This is a genomic window from Odoribacter laneus YIT 12061 (assembly GCF_000243215.1).
GTDB classification, from domain to species: domain Bacteria; phylum Bacteroidota; class Bacteroidia; order Bacteroidales; family Marinifilaceae; genus Culturomica; species Culturomica lanea.
Genome location: NZ_JH594597.1, coordinates 359,977 through 378,917, shown reverse-complemented (window position 1 = coordinate 378,917; position 18,941 = coordinate 359,977). Strand labels below are relative to the sequence as shown.

Annotated in this window: 16 protein-coding genes; 10 read left to right on the top strand and 6 right to left on the bottom strand. The window is 38.6% G+C overall.

Going from position 1 to position 18,941, the window contains the following annotated elements; genetic code table 11:
- Positions 1-7 precede the first annotated feature (7 nt).
- The gene (locus HMPREF9449_RS13945) at positions 8-712 is read left to right on the top strand and encodes a hypothetical protein (RefSeq protein WP_009137915.1); all 705 of its coding nucleotides are present in this window, start codon (positions 8-10) and stop codon (positions 710-712) included.
- 22 nt (positions 713-734) lie between these two features.
- Here the strand turns inward: HMPREF9449_RS13945 and dnaG are convergent, their stop codons facing one another.
- Positions 735-2,678, bottom strand: a complete 1,944-nt coding sequence (gene dnaG / locus HMPREF9449_RS13940) for a DNA primase (RefSeq protein WP_009137914.1) — start codon at positions 2,676-2,678, stop codon at positions 735-737.
- Positions 2,679-2,974: 296 nt separating this feature from the next.
- Between dnaG and HMPREF9449_RS13935 the strand changes: the two genes are divergently transcribed.
- From HMPREF9449_RS13935 to HMPREF9449_RS13915, 5 genes are all read left to right on the top strand, one after another.
- Positions 2,975-3,589, top strand: coding sequence for a TetR/AcrR family transcriptional regulator (locus HMPREF9449_RS13935; RefSeq protein WP_009137913.1), 615 nt, complete (start codon positions 2,975-2,977; stop codon positions 3,587-3,589).
- A gap of 119 nt (positions 3,590-3,708) precedes the next feature.
- Positions 3,709-4,992, top strand: a complete 1,284-nt coding sequence (locus HMPREF9449_RS13930) for a TolC family protein (RefSeq protein WP_009137912.1) — start codon at positions 3,709-3,711, stop codon at positions 4,990-4,992.
- A gap of 21 nt (positions 4,993-5,013) precedes the next feature.
- Positions 5,014-6,051 (top strand): efflux RND transporter periplasmic adaptor subunit, encoded by a 1,038-nt coding sequence (locus HMPREF9449_RS13925; RefSeq protein ID WP_009137911.1) that lies wholly within the window; start codon positions 5,014-5,016, stop codon positions 6,049-6,051.
- 39 nt (positions 6,052-6,090) lie between these two features.
- Entirely contained in the window at positions 6,091-9,240 is a 3,150-nt protein-coding gene (locus HMPREF9449_RS13920) for an efflux RND transporter permease subunit (RefSeq protein ID WP_009137910.1), read from the top strand.
- A 92-nt stretch (positions 9,241-9,332) separates the two neighbouring features.
- Positions 9,333-9,626: a PG0541 family transporter-associated protein gene (locus tag HMPREF9449_RS13915; RefSeq protein WP_009137909.1), complete on the top strand. Its 294-nt coding sequence runs from the start codon at positions 9,333-9,335 to the stop codon at positions 9,624-9,626.
- A gap of 162 nt (positions 9,627-9,788) precedes the next feature.
- Here the strand turns inward: HMPREF9449_RS13915 and HMPREF9449_RS13910 are convergent, their stop codons facing one another.
- Positions 9,789-11,390 (bottom strand): ArnT family glycosyltransferase, encoded by a 1,602-nt coding sequence (locus HMPREF9449_RS13910; RefSeq protein WP_009137908.1) that lies wholly within the window; start codon positions 11,388-11,390, stop codon positions 9,789-9,791.
- 540 nt (positions 11,391-11,930) lie between these two features.
- Between HMPREF9449_RS13910 and HMPREF9449_RS13905 the strand changes: the two genes are divergently transcribed.
- Entirely contained in the window at positions 11,931-13,571 is a 1,641-nt protein-coding gene (locus HMPREF9449_RS13905; RefSeq protein WP_009137907.1) for a glycosyltransferase family 39 protein, read from the top strand.
- Positions 13,572-13,855: 284 nt separating this feature from the next.
- On the opposite strand, the gene tsf is transcribed toward HMPREF9449_RS13905, so the two are convergent.
- From tsf to rplM, 4 genes are all read right to left on the bottom strand, one after another.
- On the bottom strand, positions 13,856-14,674 hold the full coding sequence (gene tsf, locus HMPREF9449_RS13900) for a translation elongation factor Ts (RefSeq protein ID WP_009137906.1): 819 nt from the start codon (positions 14,672-14,674) through the stop codon (positions 13,856-13,858).
- A gap of 73 nt (positions 14,675-14,747) precedes the next feature.
- Positions 14,748-15,563 (bottom strand): 30S ribosomal protein S2, encoded by an 816-nt coding sequence (gene rpsB, locus HMPREF9449_RS13895; RefSeq protein WP_009137905.1) that lies wholly within the window; start codon positions 15,561-15,563, stop codon positions 14,748-14,750.
- Positions 15,564-15,653: 90 nt separating this feature from the next.
- Complete coding sequence (gene rpsI, locus HMPREF9449_RS13890) at positions 15,654-16,040, bottom strand: 30S ribosomal protein S9 (protein ID WP_009137904.1); 387 nt, start codon at positions 16,038-16,040, stop codon at positions 15,654-15,656.
- Positions 16,041-16,046: 6 nt separating this feature from the next.
- Positions 16,047-16,502: a 50S ribosomal protein L13 gene (gene rplM, locus HMPREF9449_RS13885; RefSeq protein WP_009137903.1), complete on the bottom strand. Its 456-nt coding sequence runs from the start codon at positions 16,500-16,502 to the stop codon at positions 16,047-16,049.
- A 343-nt stretch (positions 16,503-16,845) separates the two neighbouring features.
- On the opposite strand from rplM, the gene HMPREF9449_RS13880 reads away from it, so the two are divergent.
- The 3 genes from HMPREF9449_RS13880 (at position 16,846) to HMPREF9449_RS13875 (ending at position 18,724) form a co-directional block, all read left to right on the top strand.
- On the top strand, positions 16,846-17,358 hold the full coding sequence (locus HMPREF9449_RS13880; protein WP_232211439.1) for a YceD family protein: 513 nt from the start codon (positions 16,846-16,848) through the stop codon (positions 17,356-17,358).
- 14 nt (positions 17,359-17,372) lie between these two features.
- Complete coding sequence (gene rpmF / locus HMPREF9449_RS16315; RefSeq protein WP_009137901.1) at positions 17,373-17,558, top strand: 50S ribosomal protein L32; 186 nt, start codon at positions 17,373-17,375, stop codon at positions 17,556-17,558.
- A 167-nt stretch (positions 17,559-17,725) separates the two neighbouring features.
- On the top strand, positions 17,726-18,724 hold the full coding sequence (locus tag HMPREF9449_RS13875) for a beta-ketoacyl-ACP synthase III (protein ID WP_009137900.1): 999 nt from the start codon (positions 17,726-17,728) through the stop codon (positions 18,722-18,724).
- Positions 18,725-18,941: the final 217 nt, after the last annotated feature.

Here is an 18,941-nt window from a genome sequence, read left to right as displayed (position 1 = left end):
GAGAAAGATGAAAAAATATTTTTGGAATAATCTGGCTCGTTTAACCTATTATAATATCAAAATTATTTTTGGGAATAAGTTTGTATATTTTATGCTCAGTGCGGTGTTGTTTTACGTGTTGACTGTATTTATTAATTTATTGACTGAAGCCGATATTACAGAAGCTAAGGGATTTAATATGCTCTTGATTCCTTCGGTGCTCTTAATTTTTTATCCGATGTGCTTTGGTATACAGAACGATCAGGATGCTAAAATTATAGAGATTATTTTTGGAATACCGAATTATCGCTATAAAGTCTGGTTGTTTCGTTTATTAGTGGCTTATGCGATTTGCTTTGGCATTACTTTAGGCCTGGCTTTTTTGACCGATTGGTTACTGGTAGAAGTCCCTCCGGTAGAATTGACCTTACAAGTGTTGGTGCCTGTCTTTTTTATCGGGATGCTTTGTTTTTTCTTGAGTACCGTTATAAAAAACGGGAATGGTACAGCTGTCGTCGTTATAATTTTAGGATTGATCTTCTTTATTCTGGACAAGGTGTTGGAAGTCAGTAAATGGAATATTTTTTTAAACCCTTTTGATATTCCTTTGGATAAGAATCCTGCTATTTTTTTTCAAATTTTATGGTATAACCGGATTATTTTAGGGATTGCTTCTCTTGTTTGTTTATTGGCAGGTCTTTATAAAACCCAAAACCGGGAAAAATTTATCTAGCTGAAGCTGAAGTTAAAAATTTTTATTTTATACCTGTGCGTCCGAGTTTTTCATTGAGTTTAGCCCGGATGCGGTTAATCGTACTTTTTTTGATAATCCAAGGGAGGATTTCGTTGCTTTTACCACTATTCTGGAGTTCAAGAATTTTATTGTCGGCTTCCCGGGTCATAATTTCCAGGCGTCTCATTTTGTAATTGTCGACAATCTTGGGTAGTAATTCCGACAATACCGTTTCTTCTTTGAGAGCAGTGCTATCGCCTGTCCACATTTTACTTAACTCATAAGGTTCACTGAGGATACTTGCTACGGTACTACTGATTTGCGGGTTGGTGTGGCCGCTGAAGAATTTTGCAGGAATAAATCCGGCCGTTTTGTAATGTATCCGGTATTCCTTTTGAATTTCACACAAACCGGGATGAAACAATTCCAGGTCGTCTTCCGCCAGTTCTTCTATAATGTATTCTCCTACGCTTACAGAATAAGGAAATCCGTTACGGGAATCTTCATAAAGTTCCTGATTTCCGAAAAGAAGTAAATAACGGATCAGTACCATTTCCTCTGTTTCGCATAAATTATCGGTAGACGCCGGCGGGGGAGGTGTTTTTTTTACACTGGGGTTTAATTCATGCCGTACGATGTAATTGTAATGAGCCGTTTCTGCATTTTTACCTGTCCGGATCCGGGCGATTTCGTTGTATAATATGCTTTCTTCCACCTGCATTTGAGTGGCTGTTTCACGAATATACACAGAACGGGTGATATTATCGGGAATAAGGGATATACTCCGGACGATATCGGTAATGAGACGGGCTTTTTCGATAGGATCGCTTCCGGCTTGTCCTAAGAGTAAACGGGTTTTAAAATTGATAAAGTCTGTTTCGTGTTGGGCAATATAATCTGATAATTCCTGAGGCGAACGGGATTGGGAAAAAGAATCCGGATCTTCGCCATCCGGAAGGAGCACCACTCTTACATTCAACCCTTCTTCCAGTACCAGATCAATTCCCCTTAAGGAGGCTTTTATTCCGGCAGCATCTCCATCGTAAATAATCGTCACATTCGGAGTAAGCCGTCGGATAAGCCGTATTTGTTCTATTGTCAGAGAGGTGCCGGAAGAGGCTACCGTATTCTCTATTCCTTTGCGGTGAAAAGAGATAACATCCAGATATCCTTCTACCAAATAACAACGATTGTGTTGCACAATGCTTTTTTTGGCAAAATAAATTCCGTATAAAGTACGACTTTTGTGGTAAATTTCAGATTCCGGGGAGTTCAGGTATTTAGCACTTTTTTTGTCATTCGTCATAATCCTGCCTCCAAAAGCGATAATTTTTCCGGCAATATCCCGGATAGGGAAGATCACCCTAGCCCTGAAGCGGTCGAAAAGTCCTTTTTCAGATTCAATTGTCAAACCTGTCTTTACCAGATATTCCTTTTTATAGCCGCTGGAAAGAGCAGATTGAGTAAGACCGTCCCATTTTTCAGGACAATATCCCAGACCGAATTTTTCTATGGTAGGGAGGTCCAAACCTCTTTTATGTAGATAACTTAATCCTACCGATTTCCCTTCATCAGTATGGAGCAATTGATCTACGAAGAATTGCTCGGCATAATTCGTGACGATCAGCATACTTTCCCGTTCGCTTTTTTCTTTTTTCTCTTCCTCGCTCAGTTCCTTTTCTTCTATGGTGATGTTGTAACGGGCAGCCAGATAACGTAAAGCTTCCACATAGGACATTTGCTCGTGTTCCATAATAAAATTTACGGCATTTCCTCCTTTACCGCAACCGAAACATTTGTATATACCTTTGGCCGGAGATACGGTAAATGAACCCGTTTTTTCATTATGAAAAGGACAACAACCGACATAATTTACTCCTCTTTTTTTGAGATGTACGAAGTCTGAAACAACTTCATAAATGTCTGCTGCATCGAAAATTTTCTGTATGGTTGCCTGATCTATCATAATGCAAATTTATAATAAAAAACGTAGTATTGTATTCATTCAAAAGTTTTAATATTCAAAGAATGTAAGGAGAGAAGGGAGCTTTGCTTTGGTAGAAAACCTCTTTTACCCGTAAAATAGGTATAGATTTATACTTTTGAATATCCGGGTATTTTTTGGCTTAATAGCTATTTTTAACACTTAAGATGATATTGTGTACTTTAATTTCTTTAATTTTGCGCCCTAGGAAACGAAAAATATGAAAAACGTTTCCATTTCTAAAATGTTTCATTTCGATTAAGAAAGGAGAATAAGGTATGAATTTTTCCAAAGAAGAATTATTAGCGAATATTTCAGATTTGTTTCTGACTTATGGTTTACGCAGTACTTCTATGGAAGATATCTGTAATTATTTAAAAATATCGAAAAAGACTCTTTATCATATTTTCGAGAACAAAGATGATGTAGTAGAACAGGTGATGTTGTATCGGCTTGAAAGTATTCGAAAAAGAACTACCCCCAAAAAGATTTCGAAAATAGGACCGGTTCTGGTGGTATACGACATAAAGAAGCATATTATAGAAAACTTGAATAGCCGTATGCCTGCAAATTATTTTGATTTAAAGAAATATCATCCGGAGGTAGATAAAAAAATCCGGACGGAAAAAGATAAAATAATGAAATCCGTTTTGAAAGGTGTACTATGCGTGGGGATAGAAGAGGGTTTTTTTAAAAAAGAGGTGGATATGGAATTGCAGATGTTGCTTTTAAATAGGCAGCTCAGTTTTTTAGAGGAGTTGGAACGGCCTTTGGATACAGATTATCCGGTTCCCTTGCTGATCTCAACCATTGTGGATAATTTTATTTTATCTATATCGACAGAACGAGGAAGAAAAGAATTTGAAAATATAAAGAAAGAAGAAAAAATTTAAAGAAATAAAAAAATGAAGGTATAAAAGGTTGAAAAAAACAGCTTATGAGAAGATGGCATAAATTTTGTCAGGAGTTTAAAGTATTTTGTGTTTGCTTGTAATTAACATAAATTGGTGAGATGAAAAGATTTATTTTAGTTGTAATGATTGTTTTTATGATACCTTTTTTAGCGGGAGCTCAGGAGGTACAAGAATTATCGCTTCGGAAAGCGATAGAATATGCGGTAGAGCATAATAAACAGTTACAAGTTTCCCGGAAGGATATTGATTTATATAGACAGAAAGTTCGGGAATCTGTTTCGCAGGGGCTTCCTCAGGTAAATGGTAGTTTGGATTACAGTACGAATTTCGGGTATAAAATGAATTTCGGTGGGTCTGCCATCAAAATGAAGGACCAGTCCAATGTGGGGGCAACCTTGTCACAATTGATTTTTAGCGGACAGTGGATATTGGGCATACAGACCAGTAAGATTGCCGAACAGATTGCAAATCAGCAAGTGAATATTACGGAATTGGATATCAAAGAAAACATATTCAATACGTATTACGCTATTCTGGTGAGTGAGCGTTTGCGGGATATTATTAAGCAGAATCTGGAGAATATGGATCAGATATACCAGCATACTAAAAATATGTATGATGCCGGTACAGTAGAGATTACAGATGTCGATCAGATCCGGATCAATGTAGGGCAATTAAAAAACAATTTGTTAGCATTGGACCGGAATGTAGAAGTGAATTATAATCTTTTGCGTTTACAATTGGGATTACAGGCAGAAAACCCGGTTCGGTTGACAGATCCTTTGGAAAGTTTTTTAGGACAAGAAGATTATGTAAAATTAGCGGTAAAGCAATTTGAAATTAATAACAACCCGGAATTTCAGTTGATGCAGACTCAGGAAGAACTGAGTAAAAAAATGGTCGGTTTGCAGAAATGGACTTTTGCTCCGACGATCACGGGTACTTATTCTTATAATTATAAATTATTGAAACCGGATTTTGATATGAGCCCTAAGCATTCGGCTGTGATATCGATGGATATTCCTATTTTTTCCGGTCTACAGCGTAAGGCTCAGTTAGAGCAGGCTAAAATAGAACTGGAACAGACTTCTCTCAACAAAAGTTTGCTGGAAGATCAGTTGTATGTAAATGAAAAACAGTATAAATACGAATTAAAAAATGCTACTGAAAATTATTATTTGCAGAAAGAAAATATTCAGGTAGCCAAACGGGTTTTAGAGAATATTCAGCGAAAATATGAATTTGGAGCCGTATCCAGTCTGGATTTGACGCAAGCGAATAATAATTATCTGGAAGCAGAAAATAATTATACCAATGCTTGCTTGACTTTATTACAGGCAGAAACGCAATTAGAGAGATTATATAACAATCTGACTTATTAAGAAATAATAATTATAAATACTATGATAAGGAATATCATTTTTACGCTATTGGCCATTACACTGGTGATGGGATGCTCGTCGAAAAAGAAAGACATGCAAAAACAAGAAACTGCAGAGGCTATCCCGGTGAAAGTAATGAAGTTGGAAAAAAAGAATATTGCGAAGACATTGGATTATACTGCTACTTTGCAGGCGGATGAGCAGGTGTATTATGCTCCGGCTGCCACAGGGCGTATTGGAAAGATATATGTGGAAGTCGGGGACCGTATTAGAAAGGGACAGTTATTGGTTGAAATGGATCCGACAAATTTACGTCAGGCAGAAGTGCAGTTGAAGAATTTAGAGACAGAGTATAACCGGGCGGTTAAATTGAATGAAACCGGGAGTATTTCGAAACAAGCTTATGATGCGGCGGTGACGAATTATGAAGTTGCAAAATCCAATTTTGATTTCTTAAATGAGAATACAAAAATGTTGGCTCCTTTCGACGGCATTGTAACCGGGAAGTATTTTGAGGATGGGGAACTTTACACAGGTGTAGCTATGGGAGGTGCTGCGAAACCTTCTATCATTGCTATTGAGAAGATTAATCCCTTAAAAGCATATGTGAATCTTTCCGAACAGTATTTCCTTTCGGTAAAGAAAGGTACTCCGGTAGAATTGAAGAGCAATATTTTCCCCGACCGTACTTTTAATGGAATGGTTAATATTGTCTATCCGACAATAGATCCTGCTTCCCGTACTTTTACGGTTGAGGTAAAGATTCCGAATAAGGATGAGGCTCTTCGGCCGGGAATGTATGGAACGATTAATTTCTTTATCGGAGAAACGGAAACGGTAGTGGTTCCGGCTCTTGCAGTGTTGAAATTGCAGGGAGCAAATAACCGCTATGTATTTTTAAACAAAGAGGGGAAAGCTAAGCGGGTGGATGTTACACTGGGACGTCGTTTTGAAGATCAGGTGGAAGTCATCAGCAATGAGATTGGGGAAGGAGATGAATTGGTCGTTGTGGGACAAGGCCGGCTTGTAGATGGGAGTTTACTTTCTATCGTAGAGTAGAAAGAATAATCTTTAATTTTTAAATTTTAATTCAGAAACATGAGTATATATAATACAGCGGTAAACAAGCCTATTTCCACACTGATGGTTTTTTTGGCTATACTGGTGCTGGGCGTGTTTTCCTATGTTCAGTTGCCTGTAGATCAATATCCGAAGATGGATCCGCCTTATATTACGGTAATGGCTACTTATCCAGGGGCTAACGCCTCGGATATTGAGGAAAATGTGACGAAAATATTGGAAGACCAATTGAATTCAGTGGATGATCTGAAAGAATTGACTTCTACTTCCTATGATAATTTGGCTGTCATCTCCTTGGAATTTGAGTGGGAAGCTAATTTGGACGAAGCTTCTAATGACGTACGGGATGCTGTCGATAAGGCTATGAGTAATTTGCCCGACGATATCGATCGGCCGACTATTATGCGTTTCAATACCTCTATGATGCCTATTTTGATTTATGCAGTGACGGCACAGCAATCCTATCCGGGCTTGAATAAGATTTTGGACGATAAATTAGTGACCCGTTTGAACCGGGTGGATGGAGTTGCCTCCGTAACTTTGGCCGGAGCACCGGAACGGGTGGTATATGTGGAGGTCGACCCGAATCAGATGGATGCCTATAATTTGACACTGGAACAGGTCGGTAATAAAATTTTAGCTGAAAATAAGGACGTTCCTTCCGGTAATGTGAAGATGGGATTGTCAGACTATACCCTTCGGGTAGAAGGAGAATTTGAAGAGAGCGACCAGATCAAAGATATTGTATTAGGGACTCAGAACGACAAAACTATTTATCTGCGTGATATTGCTAAAGTACGGGATACTTTGAAAGATATTACTTTGGAGCAATCTATCAACCGGGGAAGAGGCGGTGTGTTGCTGATTACCAAGCAGACCGATGCCAATGCTGTGCAAATTGCGAAACAAGTGAAGAAAGAATTGGCTATCGCTCAAAAAGATTTACCTACAGATATCAACTTTGAGATTATTGTGGATAATTCCGATTTTATTGTGAAGTCTATCAATAATCTGCAGGATTCTTTGATGTATGCCTTAATCTTCGTCGTATTGGTGGTATTCCTCTTTTTAGGACGTTGGCGAGCTACGTTTATCATTGCTTTGACTATCCCGATTTCGTTGATTGTTGCTTTTATTTATTTGTTTGCGACCGGAGAGTCGTTGAATGTGATATCGTTGTCTTCGCTTTCTATAGCGATCGGTATGGTCGTGGACGATGCCATTGTAGTGTTGGAAAACGTAACGAAACATATTGACCGGGGAAGCCGGCCGCGGGAAGCTGCTAAATACGGTACAAATGAGGTATGGTTGTCCGTAATTGTGACGACATTGGTGACAGTGGCCGTATTTTTCCCACTGACATTGGTAACCGGAATGACGGGTATTTTGTTTAAACAATTAGGGTGGATCGTATGTATCACCGTGTGTACTTCTACAGCTACAGCTATTTCCTTAACTCCGATGTTGTGTTCCCAGCTGCTGAAGATACAGGAAGTGAAGGATAATGGGAAGTTTAGTTTTTATGCGTTTGTTACCCGTTCGTTGGATAAACTGGATGCCTGGTATGAACGGTTAATTCGTTGGGTACTTACCCATAAAATATTCGTTATTTCATTGATGTTGGGTATATTTATCGGTTCTTGCAGCATGATGCGGTATATCAAAACAGACTTTATGCCTCAGAACGACCAGGGATCTATGTCTGTTTATGTAAAGATGCAGACCGGTCAGCGGGTGGAGGAATCGAAACGGGTAGCTTTCGATATTGATTCTGTCATACGGACTGAGATTCCGGAAGTTACCATTATCAACCTTTCGTATGGTAGCGAGGAGGAAGCTTCTTTTGCTTCTATGATGAACTCTACCGGTAATAATATTTTAAATATGCGGGTGAGGGTGAAAGACGTGAAAGAGAGAGACCGGGATATATTTGTAATTGCCGACCAATTGCGGGATATATTGAAACGTTTTCCCGATATTCTGGAATATACGGTTTCTACTTCCAGTAATTCCATGACCAGCAATACGGTAGATATTGAAATAATGGGTCACGACTTTGATATGACAAGTCGTTTGGCAAATGAGATTGCAAATAAAGCGCGTCAGATTCCGGGGGCAGAAGATATTAAGATCAGCCGGGATAATGATAAACCCGAAATGCGCGTCTATTTGGACCGGGATAAATTGGCCCGTCATGGTTTGACTACTACGGAAGTCGGAAATGCTTTGAGAAATCGTATTTATGGTTACCGGAACAGTAAGTTTAAAGAAGATGGGGAAGAATACGATATCATTGTCCGCTTTGAAGAAAAATATCGTTCGTCTTTGACGGAGTTGGAAAATATTCTGATTACCGACGGAAAAGGAGAAAAAGTCCGTCTGAAAGAGTTAGGAGAGATCAAGGAATATTATTCTCCACCTAATATCGAACGGAAGAGTAAGCAGCGGATGTTGAAAGTATCTATTAGTCCTAAAGCAGGAGTAGCCATGGGAGAAATTGCAACAGCTGCCCAACAAATGCTCGATAATTTGGAAGATGTGCCGCAGGAAGTAAGCTTGTATATCGGAGGTGGATATGAAGATCAGCAAGAGTCGTTTAGCTCTTTGTTTATGTTGTTGTTGCTTTCTTTGATGTTGGTATATATTGTGATGGCCGCTCAGTTTGAATCGTTTAAGATGCCGTTTATTATTATGTTGTCTATACCTTTTGCATTTTCCGGAGTGATTCTGGCTTTGCTGATCACTCGTACCACCTTGAGTGTAATTGCAGCTTTGGGGGCAATTATGTTGATCGGTATTGTGACGAAGAACGGTATTGTATTGATAGACTTTATCAATTTGATGAGGGAGCGGGGTGTTCGGCTTTACGATGCTATTGCTCAGGCTTGTCGTTCTCGTTTACGTCCGGTTCTGATGACTTCTTTAACCACCATTTTAGGTATGGTGCCTATGGCATTGAGTGTAGGGGAAGGTTCTGAAACCTGGCGTCCGATGGGTGTTGCCGTAATCGGAGGTATGGTATTTTCTACCATTATTACCTTGTTGATTGTACCGGTGGTATATGCTAGTATGGATAAGAGCGGTAGCCGGGATAAGAAAAAGGCTCTCAGCAAGCAGTTTAAGTTTATGAGTGATTTTGATCCGGAAAAGGATCTGCCTAAAAAGTAAAATAATGGTGAGGTTGTCTAAAAGGGGAAGTATTCCCTTTTGAGACATCCTCATTTTCCATCTTTGGATGATTCAAAAGAAAATTGTAAAATATGAAAGCAGTATTTATCGTATATAATCAAGCCCTTACGGAGCGTGTCGCTTATATATTGGATCAGCTTCAAATCAAAGGTTTTACACAATGGCCTTTGGTAAATGGAGCCGGAACAATGACGGGCGAGCCGCGAATGGGATCTCATACCTGGCCGGAAATGAACTCTGCTACGATGACTATCGTAGAAGAAGAAATGGTGCCTTTGATCTTAAAATATGTCGAAAAATTAGATAATGTAAATAAAGAAAACGGTATCCGGGCTTTTGTCTGGGATATTACACAGATGTATTGATTTTTTCTTTTAAAAGAGAAAATTGTCAATAGAGCCTGTTTTTGAAGATGAAAGAATTGTGCTTCGGGAATAAATGGAAATTTGGGATTAAATTTTATTAGTCGCAACCGGAGACTTGCCAATCGGGAATTGTCAGATAAACGTTAATCGGACACAGACCTTTCATCGGAAAGACAGGCTTTTTATGGGATTGTTTTCTGCCGGAAGATTCTCTTGCTGGAGTTTCCGGAAAAGCACAATGCGGTAATTGCCGCAATCTATGGAATGATCTTGGGGAAGTAGCGGGGGCAAGGCAGGATTACGGCGTATGTCTTTATTACGAAGAAATAAAATGAAATTTTCTCTTTGAGCTATTTCCGGAATTTCGTAAATTCTTATTTCTTTTACTTCTGTTTTTAGGTAAACATCCATATTTTCTCCGCTGCGGAAATTGTAATAATAGTAGTGATCAATATTTTGTTGGGCTGCTATTTGGGCTGCTTCCCGACATATTTCCCGGAAGCCGATATAAGGATTGAGATGGGGAATATAAAACCCTCCGATAAAAATAACCAGAATAATTCCTCCGGCCAGACTTCTGATGGCGTATAGTATTTTTTTCCGGTACAGGTAATACAAAGATAAAAGGGCTGCTGCTGATAATAAGAAAATAGCGATTTGTAAAGAAACGGGATAATGCCATTCTGTCTGTGTGATAAAAAAATAAGAAGCTGGAAGTGACAATGCGAACAAGAGGGCCGGTACGGCGATAGTAAAAGAAACGGTCCGTTCGAAAAAACGCTTTAGTAATAGGATCGTTAATCCGGCAAAAAAGGGGAATATCGGTAAAAGGTAAATATCTAATTTACTGCTGAATAAAGAGAGGAGAAGAAAATTTGCAACAAGAATTGTCAGAAAGAATTTTTCGATATTGCTTTTCAATTGTCTTTTCCACAGAGCGATGGCCGGAACAAAAATATAAAGTAACGACCAAGGGGCTAAGGCATACCAGATCGTGGTGAAATAATAATAAAAAGGTTCCTTGTGGTGAAACGAATCCATCGCCCGGTCTAATGTTTGGTGAAAAACGAGGTTGTAAAGATAATTTGATCCCCCTTCCCAATAAACTCCTAAAAACCACACGCTGCACAGGCCGACAAGAATAAACCATTGCAGAAGACCGAAATAGCTGAAAAAAGTTTTTCCTTCTTTTTGGTATAACAAAAAGACTAAAATGGAGAAGAAAGGAATGATAAGTCCGAGAGGACCTTTGGTGAAGAGAGCCAGAAATATATAAAGAGGTAAAAGTACTTTTGCTCCTTTACCGGCTTGACCGGTATACATGCGATAAAAAGTATACAGGGCAAGGAGGATAAAAAGAGACATCAGCATATCCATTCGAAGCACAATAGCGGAGCCTGCGAATAATCCCGTAGTTATAAGCATTAAACTGAAGGTAAATAAATAATTTGAGGGAATATAAGGGCTTAACCATTTTTCCATAACGTATAGAATGAGGAGAGCCGGTATAAACGAAAATAGACCGAGAAGAAGCATACTATGATGGCCCAGAAGTTGTTTACAAAGCATGATAAGCCATAAATACAGAGGGGGTTTATCCGTATAAATTGAACCTTCGTGTGTAAAAGTTAAATAGGTTCCGGATCGTAAGGCTTCGTCAGCAATACTTAAGTATTTGAGTTCATTATTCGGAGTAAAATCTCTGAAATAAAGTAAGGGTAAAAATACAATAATCAGCAGAATATATTTTGAAACTTTTTTCATGCCTTTCTCATCAGGTTCAAATAAGAAGACAAGCTGGGCGGATTGTAGATAATTTCTATTTTATCTTTCTTCTCCCTTACAAGGATCTATTTTGTCTTCTTATTTTTAATTATGCTTCTCATATCATAAACAATATTAAAAGGCTAACGAAATTGTAAGGTGAATGTTGCAAAAACTTTGCCTTAAATAAATTTGTTTTTGTTAAATTATGAATAAAAGAGTAGACTGGTTTTAAATTGATTTCCTGAGGAAATGCCTATCTGCTGCGTATAGGTAAACCTTTGATTCGGGTAAAATAACTGTTCACTATTAAATTTTTGTCAGGAATAAATTTTCAACAATGGGGCACTAAGAAAGGTTGTTCGGCAATGCATTGTTCACCAAGGCCGGTCTTTCAAATCTACCTTTATAATAAAATAAACATTTTCTTCATCTGAGGGTGTTGAAGAATAATTTGTAGCACTACAGATTTTTTATACTTTTGTTTTATCTATCGGAAAGAATAGAACCTGCGCTTGAAAAATTTATAAGGAATTGAGTATGTTTGACAAAAAAGGTTTTCATTTTCTGTTTATAGGAATAATTTGTTTTTTTACCTTCTTCATTCATAATCCCGTCATTTATCCGGATATTATGGAATCCCGTAATTTGGTTACGGCTCGTGAAATGGTGGAATATAATAATTGGTTAGTACCTACCATGAATGGGGATTTGCGGTTGGAAAAACCGCCTTTGCCTACCTGGGTAGCCGCCGGCATGGAATTTCTCTCCCCTGATAATATCCTTTTACAACGGGCTGCTGCGGGGATTATAGCTACTTTACTAGTCTTTTTCCTTTATTTCCTATCCGTAAAACTCACGCGTAGCCGACTTTATGGCTTAATGGCGGCCTTGATTTTATGTACTTCTGTCAATATTATTCTTATGGGACGGACCGCTACCTGGGATATTTATTGTCACAGTTTTATGCTGGGAGCCATTTATTTTTTATTCCGGGGATTTGAGGAAGAGGGGCCTCGCTGGAAAGATTTTATCGGAGCAGGTGTCTTGATGGGGCTTTCCTTTCTGGGAAAAGGACCGGTTTCTTTTTATGCCTTACTACTTCCCTTTTTGATTTCTTACTTTGCCATTTACCGGCCTTCTGTGCGGAAAAAAGGAGGACCGATTCTGATTATGGTACTGCTTTGCCTGGTGATCAGCCTTTGGTGGCCTGCATATTTGTATGTATACCATCGGGATATGGCACTTTATATCGCCGATAAGGAAAGTACTGCTTGGTTGCAACACAACGTGCGGCCTTGGTATTATTATTGGAAATTTTTTCTGGAATCAGGGATCTGGTCTTTGTTTTTATTGACGGCTTTAATTTGGCCGTATTGGAAACGGCGGATGAGTTTAAAGAAAGAGTATGCACTTACCGTAAGTTGGACTTTAACTATCTTGATTCTATTGTCTTTCTTGCCCGAAAAGAAAAGCCGTTATTTACTGCCGATATTGATACCCGGGGCTATGGTCGTGGCCCATTTATTTTACTTTTGGGTGGAAAAAATCCGAATGCATTTGTTATCCCGTAGCGATAAAATCATTTTTAAAATCAATGCATTTTTGATTTGCTTAGCTGTTGTTGCTTTACCGGTGGCTGTATATTTACTGTTTTATTCAGAAGGGTTAATGAGCACGGCTTTATTCATCGTGATAACATTGCTTTTTATATGGGCGTTGTGGTTTTTGATCCGTTCTGCCTGGAAAGTACGTCCTTTATCTTTTTTATGGGGAATCGTTTTTCTCTTTTTGATGGTCGAAATAAGTTTAATGCCTTTTATTGCTCATCTATTTAATAACCGGGAAATGAAAAGTATCCGGGAAGTGCGTAATATCGAAGAATTGAATACTTTGCCTTTTTACTATCCTTTAGGCGAGGAGTTGAGGATAGAATTGGTTTATGAGGCGGGAAAACGTATTTTACCTTTGGATTTAAAAAATGATTCTCTTGTACGGGAATGTCTTCCTTTTGTGTTAGTATCCCGGGAAAAAGCAGAGAATATTTTGAAGACAGATACGACAAACCGGTTGCAGCTGGAGCAAATCGATGTATATGATGACAATCATCGTCCCAAGGGAACCCGTTGGTACTCCGATTTGTTTGTACGCTATGTCACCAAAATAGAGGCAACTAAATAAGACGCTCAGGGAATACGCCTTCAATTCCCCCCCAGAGGGACGGACCTTTTTTGCGAAAAACAGAAAGCTCTCTGCATACAATCTTCATCATAATATGAAAATTACACAGTAGGGCACGTCCCTACTGTGTAAAACGAAAGAAATTTTTCTTGGGTTTATGTATGACACCTTCCTTTGTCGCAGGGAATAAAAAAGCACCTCATTGAGGTGCTTTTCTTTTAAAATTCATCACTTACCAAACTGGTTGCGGGTATTTTATTTCAATACTTTCCGGACAGCCTTGTTTAGTCGTTCAAAGTGTATCTTACAAAGCCTGTAACAGTCAAGTCTTTGTCATTACTTTGAATATACGCTTTTACTGTTTGTTTTGCTTCTTTAATGAAGGCTTGATTCATCAAAGTGGATTCCTGGAAGAATTTATTCAAGCGACCTTGAGCAATCTTTTCCAGCATGTTTTCCGGTTTACCTTCTTCGCGGGCTTTTTCTTTACCGATTTCCAGTTCGTGAGCGATAACGCTTTCCGGTACATCATTTTTATCGATAGAGATAGGGTCCATAGCGGCAACTTGCATTGCTACATCTTTTTTCACCTGCATATCGGTCGGTTTGTTGAAACCGACAATAGTAGCCAGCTTATTTCCGGGGTGGATATAGGCTATAGCATCTTCGGCTTCTAATTTTCCGTAAAAACTCAATTCCAGTTTTTCTCCGATGATACCGGTTTGTTCTGCTATTTGATCAGCGATACTTCTGCCGTCTAATTTTAATGCCAGTAAGCTGTTCAGGTCGGCCGGCATATTTTCCAGAGCGGTTTTCAGAATTTGTTTTGTAAAATTGATAAAGTTTTCATTTTTAGCCACAAAGTCTGTTTCGCAATTAAGGCTTACTAAAACACCTTTTTTCCCCTCCACTACTGCCAGAACGCAACCTTCTTTTGCTTCTCTGTCAGCCCGCTTGCTAGCTACGATAAGACCTTTTTTGCGGATGATATCAACTGCTTTATCGAAATCGCCTTCAGCCTCCTGAAGCGCATGCTTACAATCCATCATCCCTGCATTTGTTGCGTGACGCAACTTCATCACATCAGCTGCTTTTATTTCCATTTTAATACGTTTTTGAGTTTTTGACTTTTGATTGGATTATCACAGTAATCTGAAATCTCAAATCGTAAATAGTTTATTCTTCAGTAGCTTCTTCTACTTCTTCATTCTTTTCTTCTGCTACTGTTTCTTCCTCTTCTTCTTCTGCAGTTACTTTTTCTGATTTTTTAACAACAGGTTTTTTGTCCCCTTCTTTTTCTCTTTCAGCTTTCCGTTCGTTCAGACCTTCTTTAATCGCTTCGGCTACTTTGTCTATAATCAGTGAGATAGAAGTAGAAGCATCGTCATTACAAGGGATAACGAAATTGATATTGTCCGGGTTAGAGTTGGTGTCTACCATAGCAAATACAGGAATTCCCAGTGTATTGGCTTCTTTGACAGCGATGTATTCTTTCATAACATCTACTACAAAAAGAGCAGCTGGAAGACGGGTCAAATCAGCAATACTTCCTAAGTTTTTATCCAGTTTTGCACGTTGACGGGCAATCTGCAGTTTTTCTCTCTTTGACAAATGATCGAAAGTTCCGTCTTTTTCCATCTTATCGATGGTGGTCATTTTTTTCACAGCCTTCCGGATTGTCGGGAAGTTGGTCAGCATTCCGCCCGGCCATCTTTCTGTAACGTAAGGCATATTAATATTGGAAATTTTTTCTGCAACAATGTCCTTAGCCTGTTTTTTTGTTGCAACAAACAGAATTTTTCTTCCTGATTTAGCAATTTGTTTTAAAGCTGCTGAAGCTTTGTCCAACATAATCGCTGTTTTATTCAGGTCAATAATGTGGATATCGTTTCGCTCCATAAAAATATACGGAGCCATTTTAGGATTCCATTTACGGGTGAGGTGTCCAAAGTGACAACCTGCATTTAATAATTCATCAAAATTTGTAGACATACTAATTTTTTAAAAGTTTACATTCTTCATTTAAGCAATTGCCGGGTAGTCCTGAGTAGAAGTCCCGTCAATTTAGATACTAAACTGCTATTAACGTTTAGAGAACTGGAATCTCTTACGAGCTTTCGGACGTCCTGGTTTTTTACGTTCCACTTCACGCGGATCGCGGGTTAGGAATCCTGCAGCTCTCAGTTGAGGTTTATTCTCTGCATTAATTTCGACCAAGGCTCTGGCAATACCTAAGCGTAAAGCTTCTGCCTGCCCATTAAAACCGCCTCCGTCCAGGTTAACCCGGATGTCATATTGGCCACTTACGCCCAATAATTCTAAAGGTTGTTTTACAATATACTGAAGTGTAGGTAATGGGAAGTATTCTTCCAGACTTCTTTTATTAATCGTGATATTACCTTTCCCTTCGTTTACATAAACGCGAGCTACTGCTGCTTTTCTTCTGCCGATAGCGTTAATTACTTCCATACCTTATTAGTTAAGTGTGTTTAAATCGATTTTTTTCGGTTGTTGAGCTTGCTGGGCATGCTCTGTACCAGCATAAACATAAAGGTTTTTCATTACGGCTCTTCCGAGACGGCTTTTGGGAAGCATTCCTTTTACGGCGTGTTCGATCACTCTTTCCGGATGACTTGCCAATACGGCTGCCGGGGTAGTGTGTCTTTGTCCGCCGGGATATCCGGTGTGACGGGTGTACTGTTTGTCGGTTAATTTATTACCGCTCAATACAATTTTTTCTGCATTGATAATGACAATGTTATCTCCGCAGTCTACGTGAGGAGTGTAGGACGGTTTGTATTTGCCTCTCAATAGTTTCGCAACTTTAGCGGCAAGACGTCCCAAAACCTCATTTTCTGCGTCAATCAAAACCCATTCTTTTTTTACCGTGGCATTGTTGACGTAAGTTGTTTTGTAACTGATTTGATCCACTTCTTTTTTTAATTTAAATTATACATCTGTTTGTGTTCTGAAGTGATATGTCCTTGCATTTCACAGGATTAAAAGAAACGCGGTAGTCGGGCAGACTCATTAACTTTTTATTCCGGAATGTGCCTGTAAGGTAAATGGCTAAGGTTCAGCCTTACAGTTTAAAGCACAGACCACTTCAAAATGAGGGACAAAAATACATAAAATATTCTTGTAATCAAATCGTTTCATGAAAAACTTATAGGTATAATCAAAGAAGGTTGTCTTGAATATTCATTTTCTTTTTTCATTTTCTTTTTTCTTTCTACTTTTTCTGCTATCTTTGCGCCGTTTTACTTCAAGAATTGTGGATAAATTGAAAGAATATAAGGTAGCTCACAGGGGCTTAGGAGAGGGACGGCATACATTTCATTTCGTGTTGGAGGACAGTTTTTTCAATTGTTTTGAAGCGACCAAAGGTACGGAAGGGAAGATAGAAGCTGTAGTCGAAATCATTAAAAGTTCGCTTTTGATGGAAGTAAATATGAAAATCGAAGGGAGTGTGAAAGCAATTTGTGACAGGTGTTTGGAAGTTTTCGATCTTCAAATAAAAGGAGAGCTGAGTTTATATGTGAAACAGAGCGGCAGAGAAGTGGATAATGAAGATGATTTTATTATCTTGGCTCCGGAAGATGATTTTTTGGATTTAAGTTCATATCTTTATGAAATCTATATGCTGAATTATCCGATGCGGGTTGTACATGAAGAAGGGCATTGTGATCCGGCGATGGAAAGAGTATTGGATGAATATATTACAGATGAGAAAGAGAAACCTACTGATCCGAGGTGGGATGATTTGAGAAAATTAATTAATAACTAAATAAAAAAAGAGAAATGGCACATCCTAAACGCAAGATCTCTAAACAGAGAAGGAATAAAAGAAGAACTCATGATGCACTTACTGTAAGGGCGATTGCAAAGTGTTCGAATTGTGGTGCTGCTGTACAGTATCATACCGTATGTCCGGAATGTGGATATTACAGAGGTAAATTAGCTATTGAAAAATCAGTAGTTGCATAATTTTACGCTATACGGGATTGTTTTATTATAACAAAGCCTCCTATAGTGTAGGAGGCTATGTCTGTTTACACTAAACCCGTTTTTGTACGTAAAATCGTTGATTTATGAATTGGAATCTGATATTTTAGATTCTCCGGAAAATAAAATATCGAAAGTCAAAGTAAATTATGGAAAGGCCAAAGGCAATAATAACAGGAGTGGGAGCCTATTATCCCGACTATATTTTGGATAATAATGAGTTAAGTCGGATGGTGGATACGACCGATGAATGGATTATGACCCGAGTCGGAATTAAAGAGAGGCATATTTTAAAAGATAAGGATAAAGGAAGTGCTTATCTGGGAAGTAAGGCGGTAGAAGATTTATTGCAAAAAACAGGTACAAGTCCAGAAGAAGTAGATTTGCTGATATGTGCGACGGTCACTCCCGATATGCATTTCCCGGCGAATGCTCAAATCATAGCGGATATGGTGGGGATAAAAAATGCTTTTGGATTTGATTTGAATGCTGGCTGCTCCGGTTTTATCTACGGTTTGGTAACGGCTTCCCAGTTTGTTGAAGGAGGACGTTATAAAAAAGTGGTTTTTGTGGGAGCTGAAAAAATGTCCGTCATTACTGATTATACAGATCGTAAGACTTGCCCTTTGTTTGGAGATGCCGCCGCTGCGGTTTTGTTGGAGCCTTCTGATGAGCATTTAGGCGTTATAGATCATATTCTTCGCTCAGACGGAAGCGGTCGCTCCCATTTGTATATGAAAGCGGGTGGATCCTTGAATCCGCCTTCTATCGAAACGGTTACAAACCGGGAGCACTTTATCTATCAGGACGGACAATATGTATTTAAACATGCTGTATCGAAAATGGCAGATATATCGGCAGAAATTATGGAGAAAAACCATCTGTCAGCAGAAGATGTTGCCTGGCTAGTACCTCATCAGGCTAATCTGAGGATTATTGATGCTACAGCTCACCGGATGGGGTTAGATCCCTCTAAAGTAATGATCAATATTCATAAGTTTGGTAATACTACTTCTGCTACTATTCCTCTCTGTCTTTATGAATGGGAGAATCAGTTGCATAAAGGCGATAACCTGATCTTATCGGCTTTTGGGGCCGGTTTTACCTGGGGAACCATTTATTTAAAATGGGCCTATGATAAAAAATAAAAGGAATACATTTTTCAATTTCTAAAATGTTACCTTAATTATACAGTAGCTTACTACTGTTACAAATTTTGACCAAAGGAATGTTCCGTTTTTGCGAGCTTTCCCATACACAGCCAACTATAAGAAAACCGCAATAGGAATCTTCTTATTGCGATTTTCTACTCAAAATTTGAAAAGTCAATGCAAATAGCTAAAAATCAATGAACAAAAATCAAAT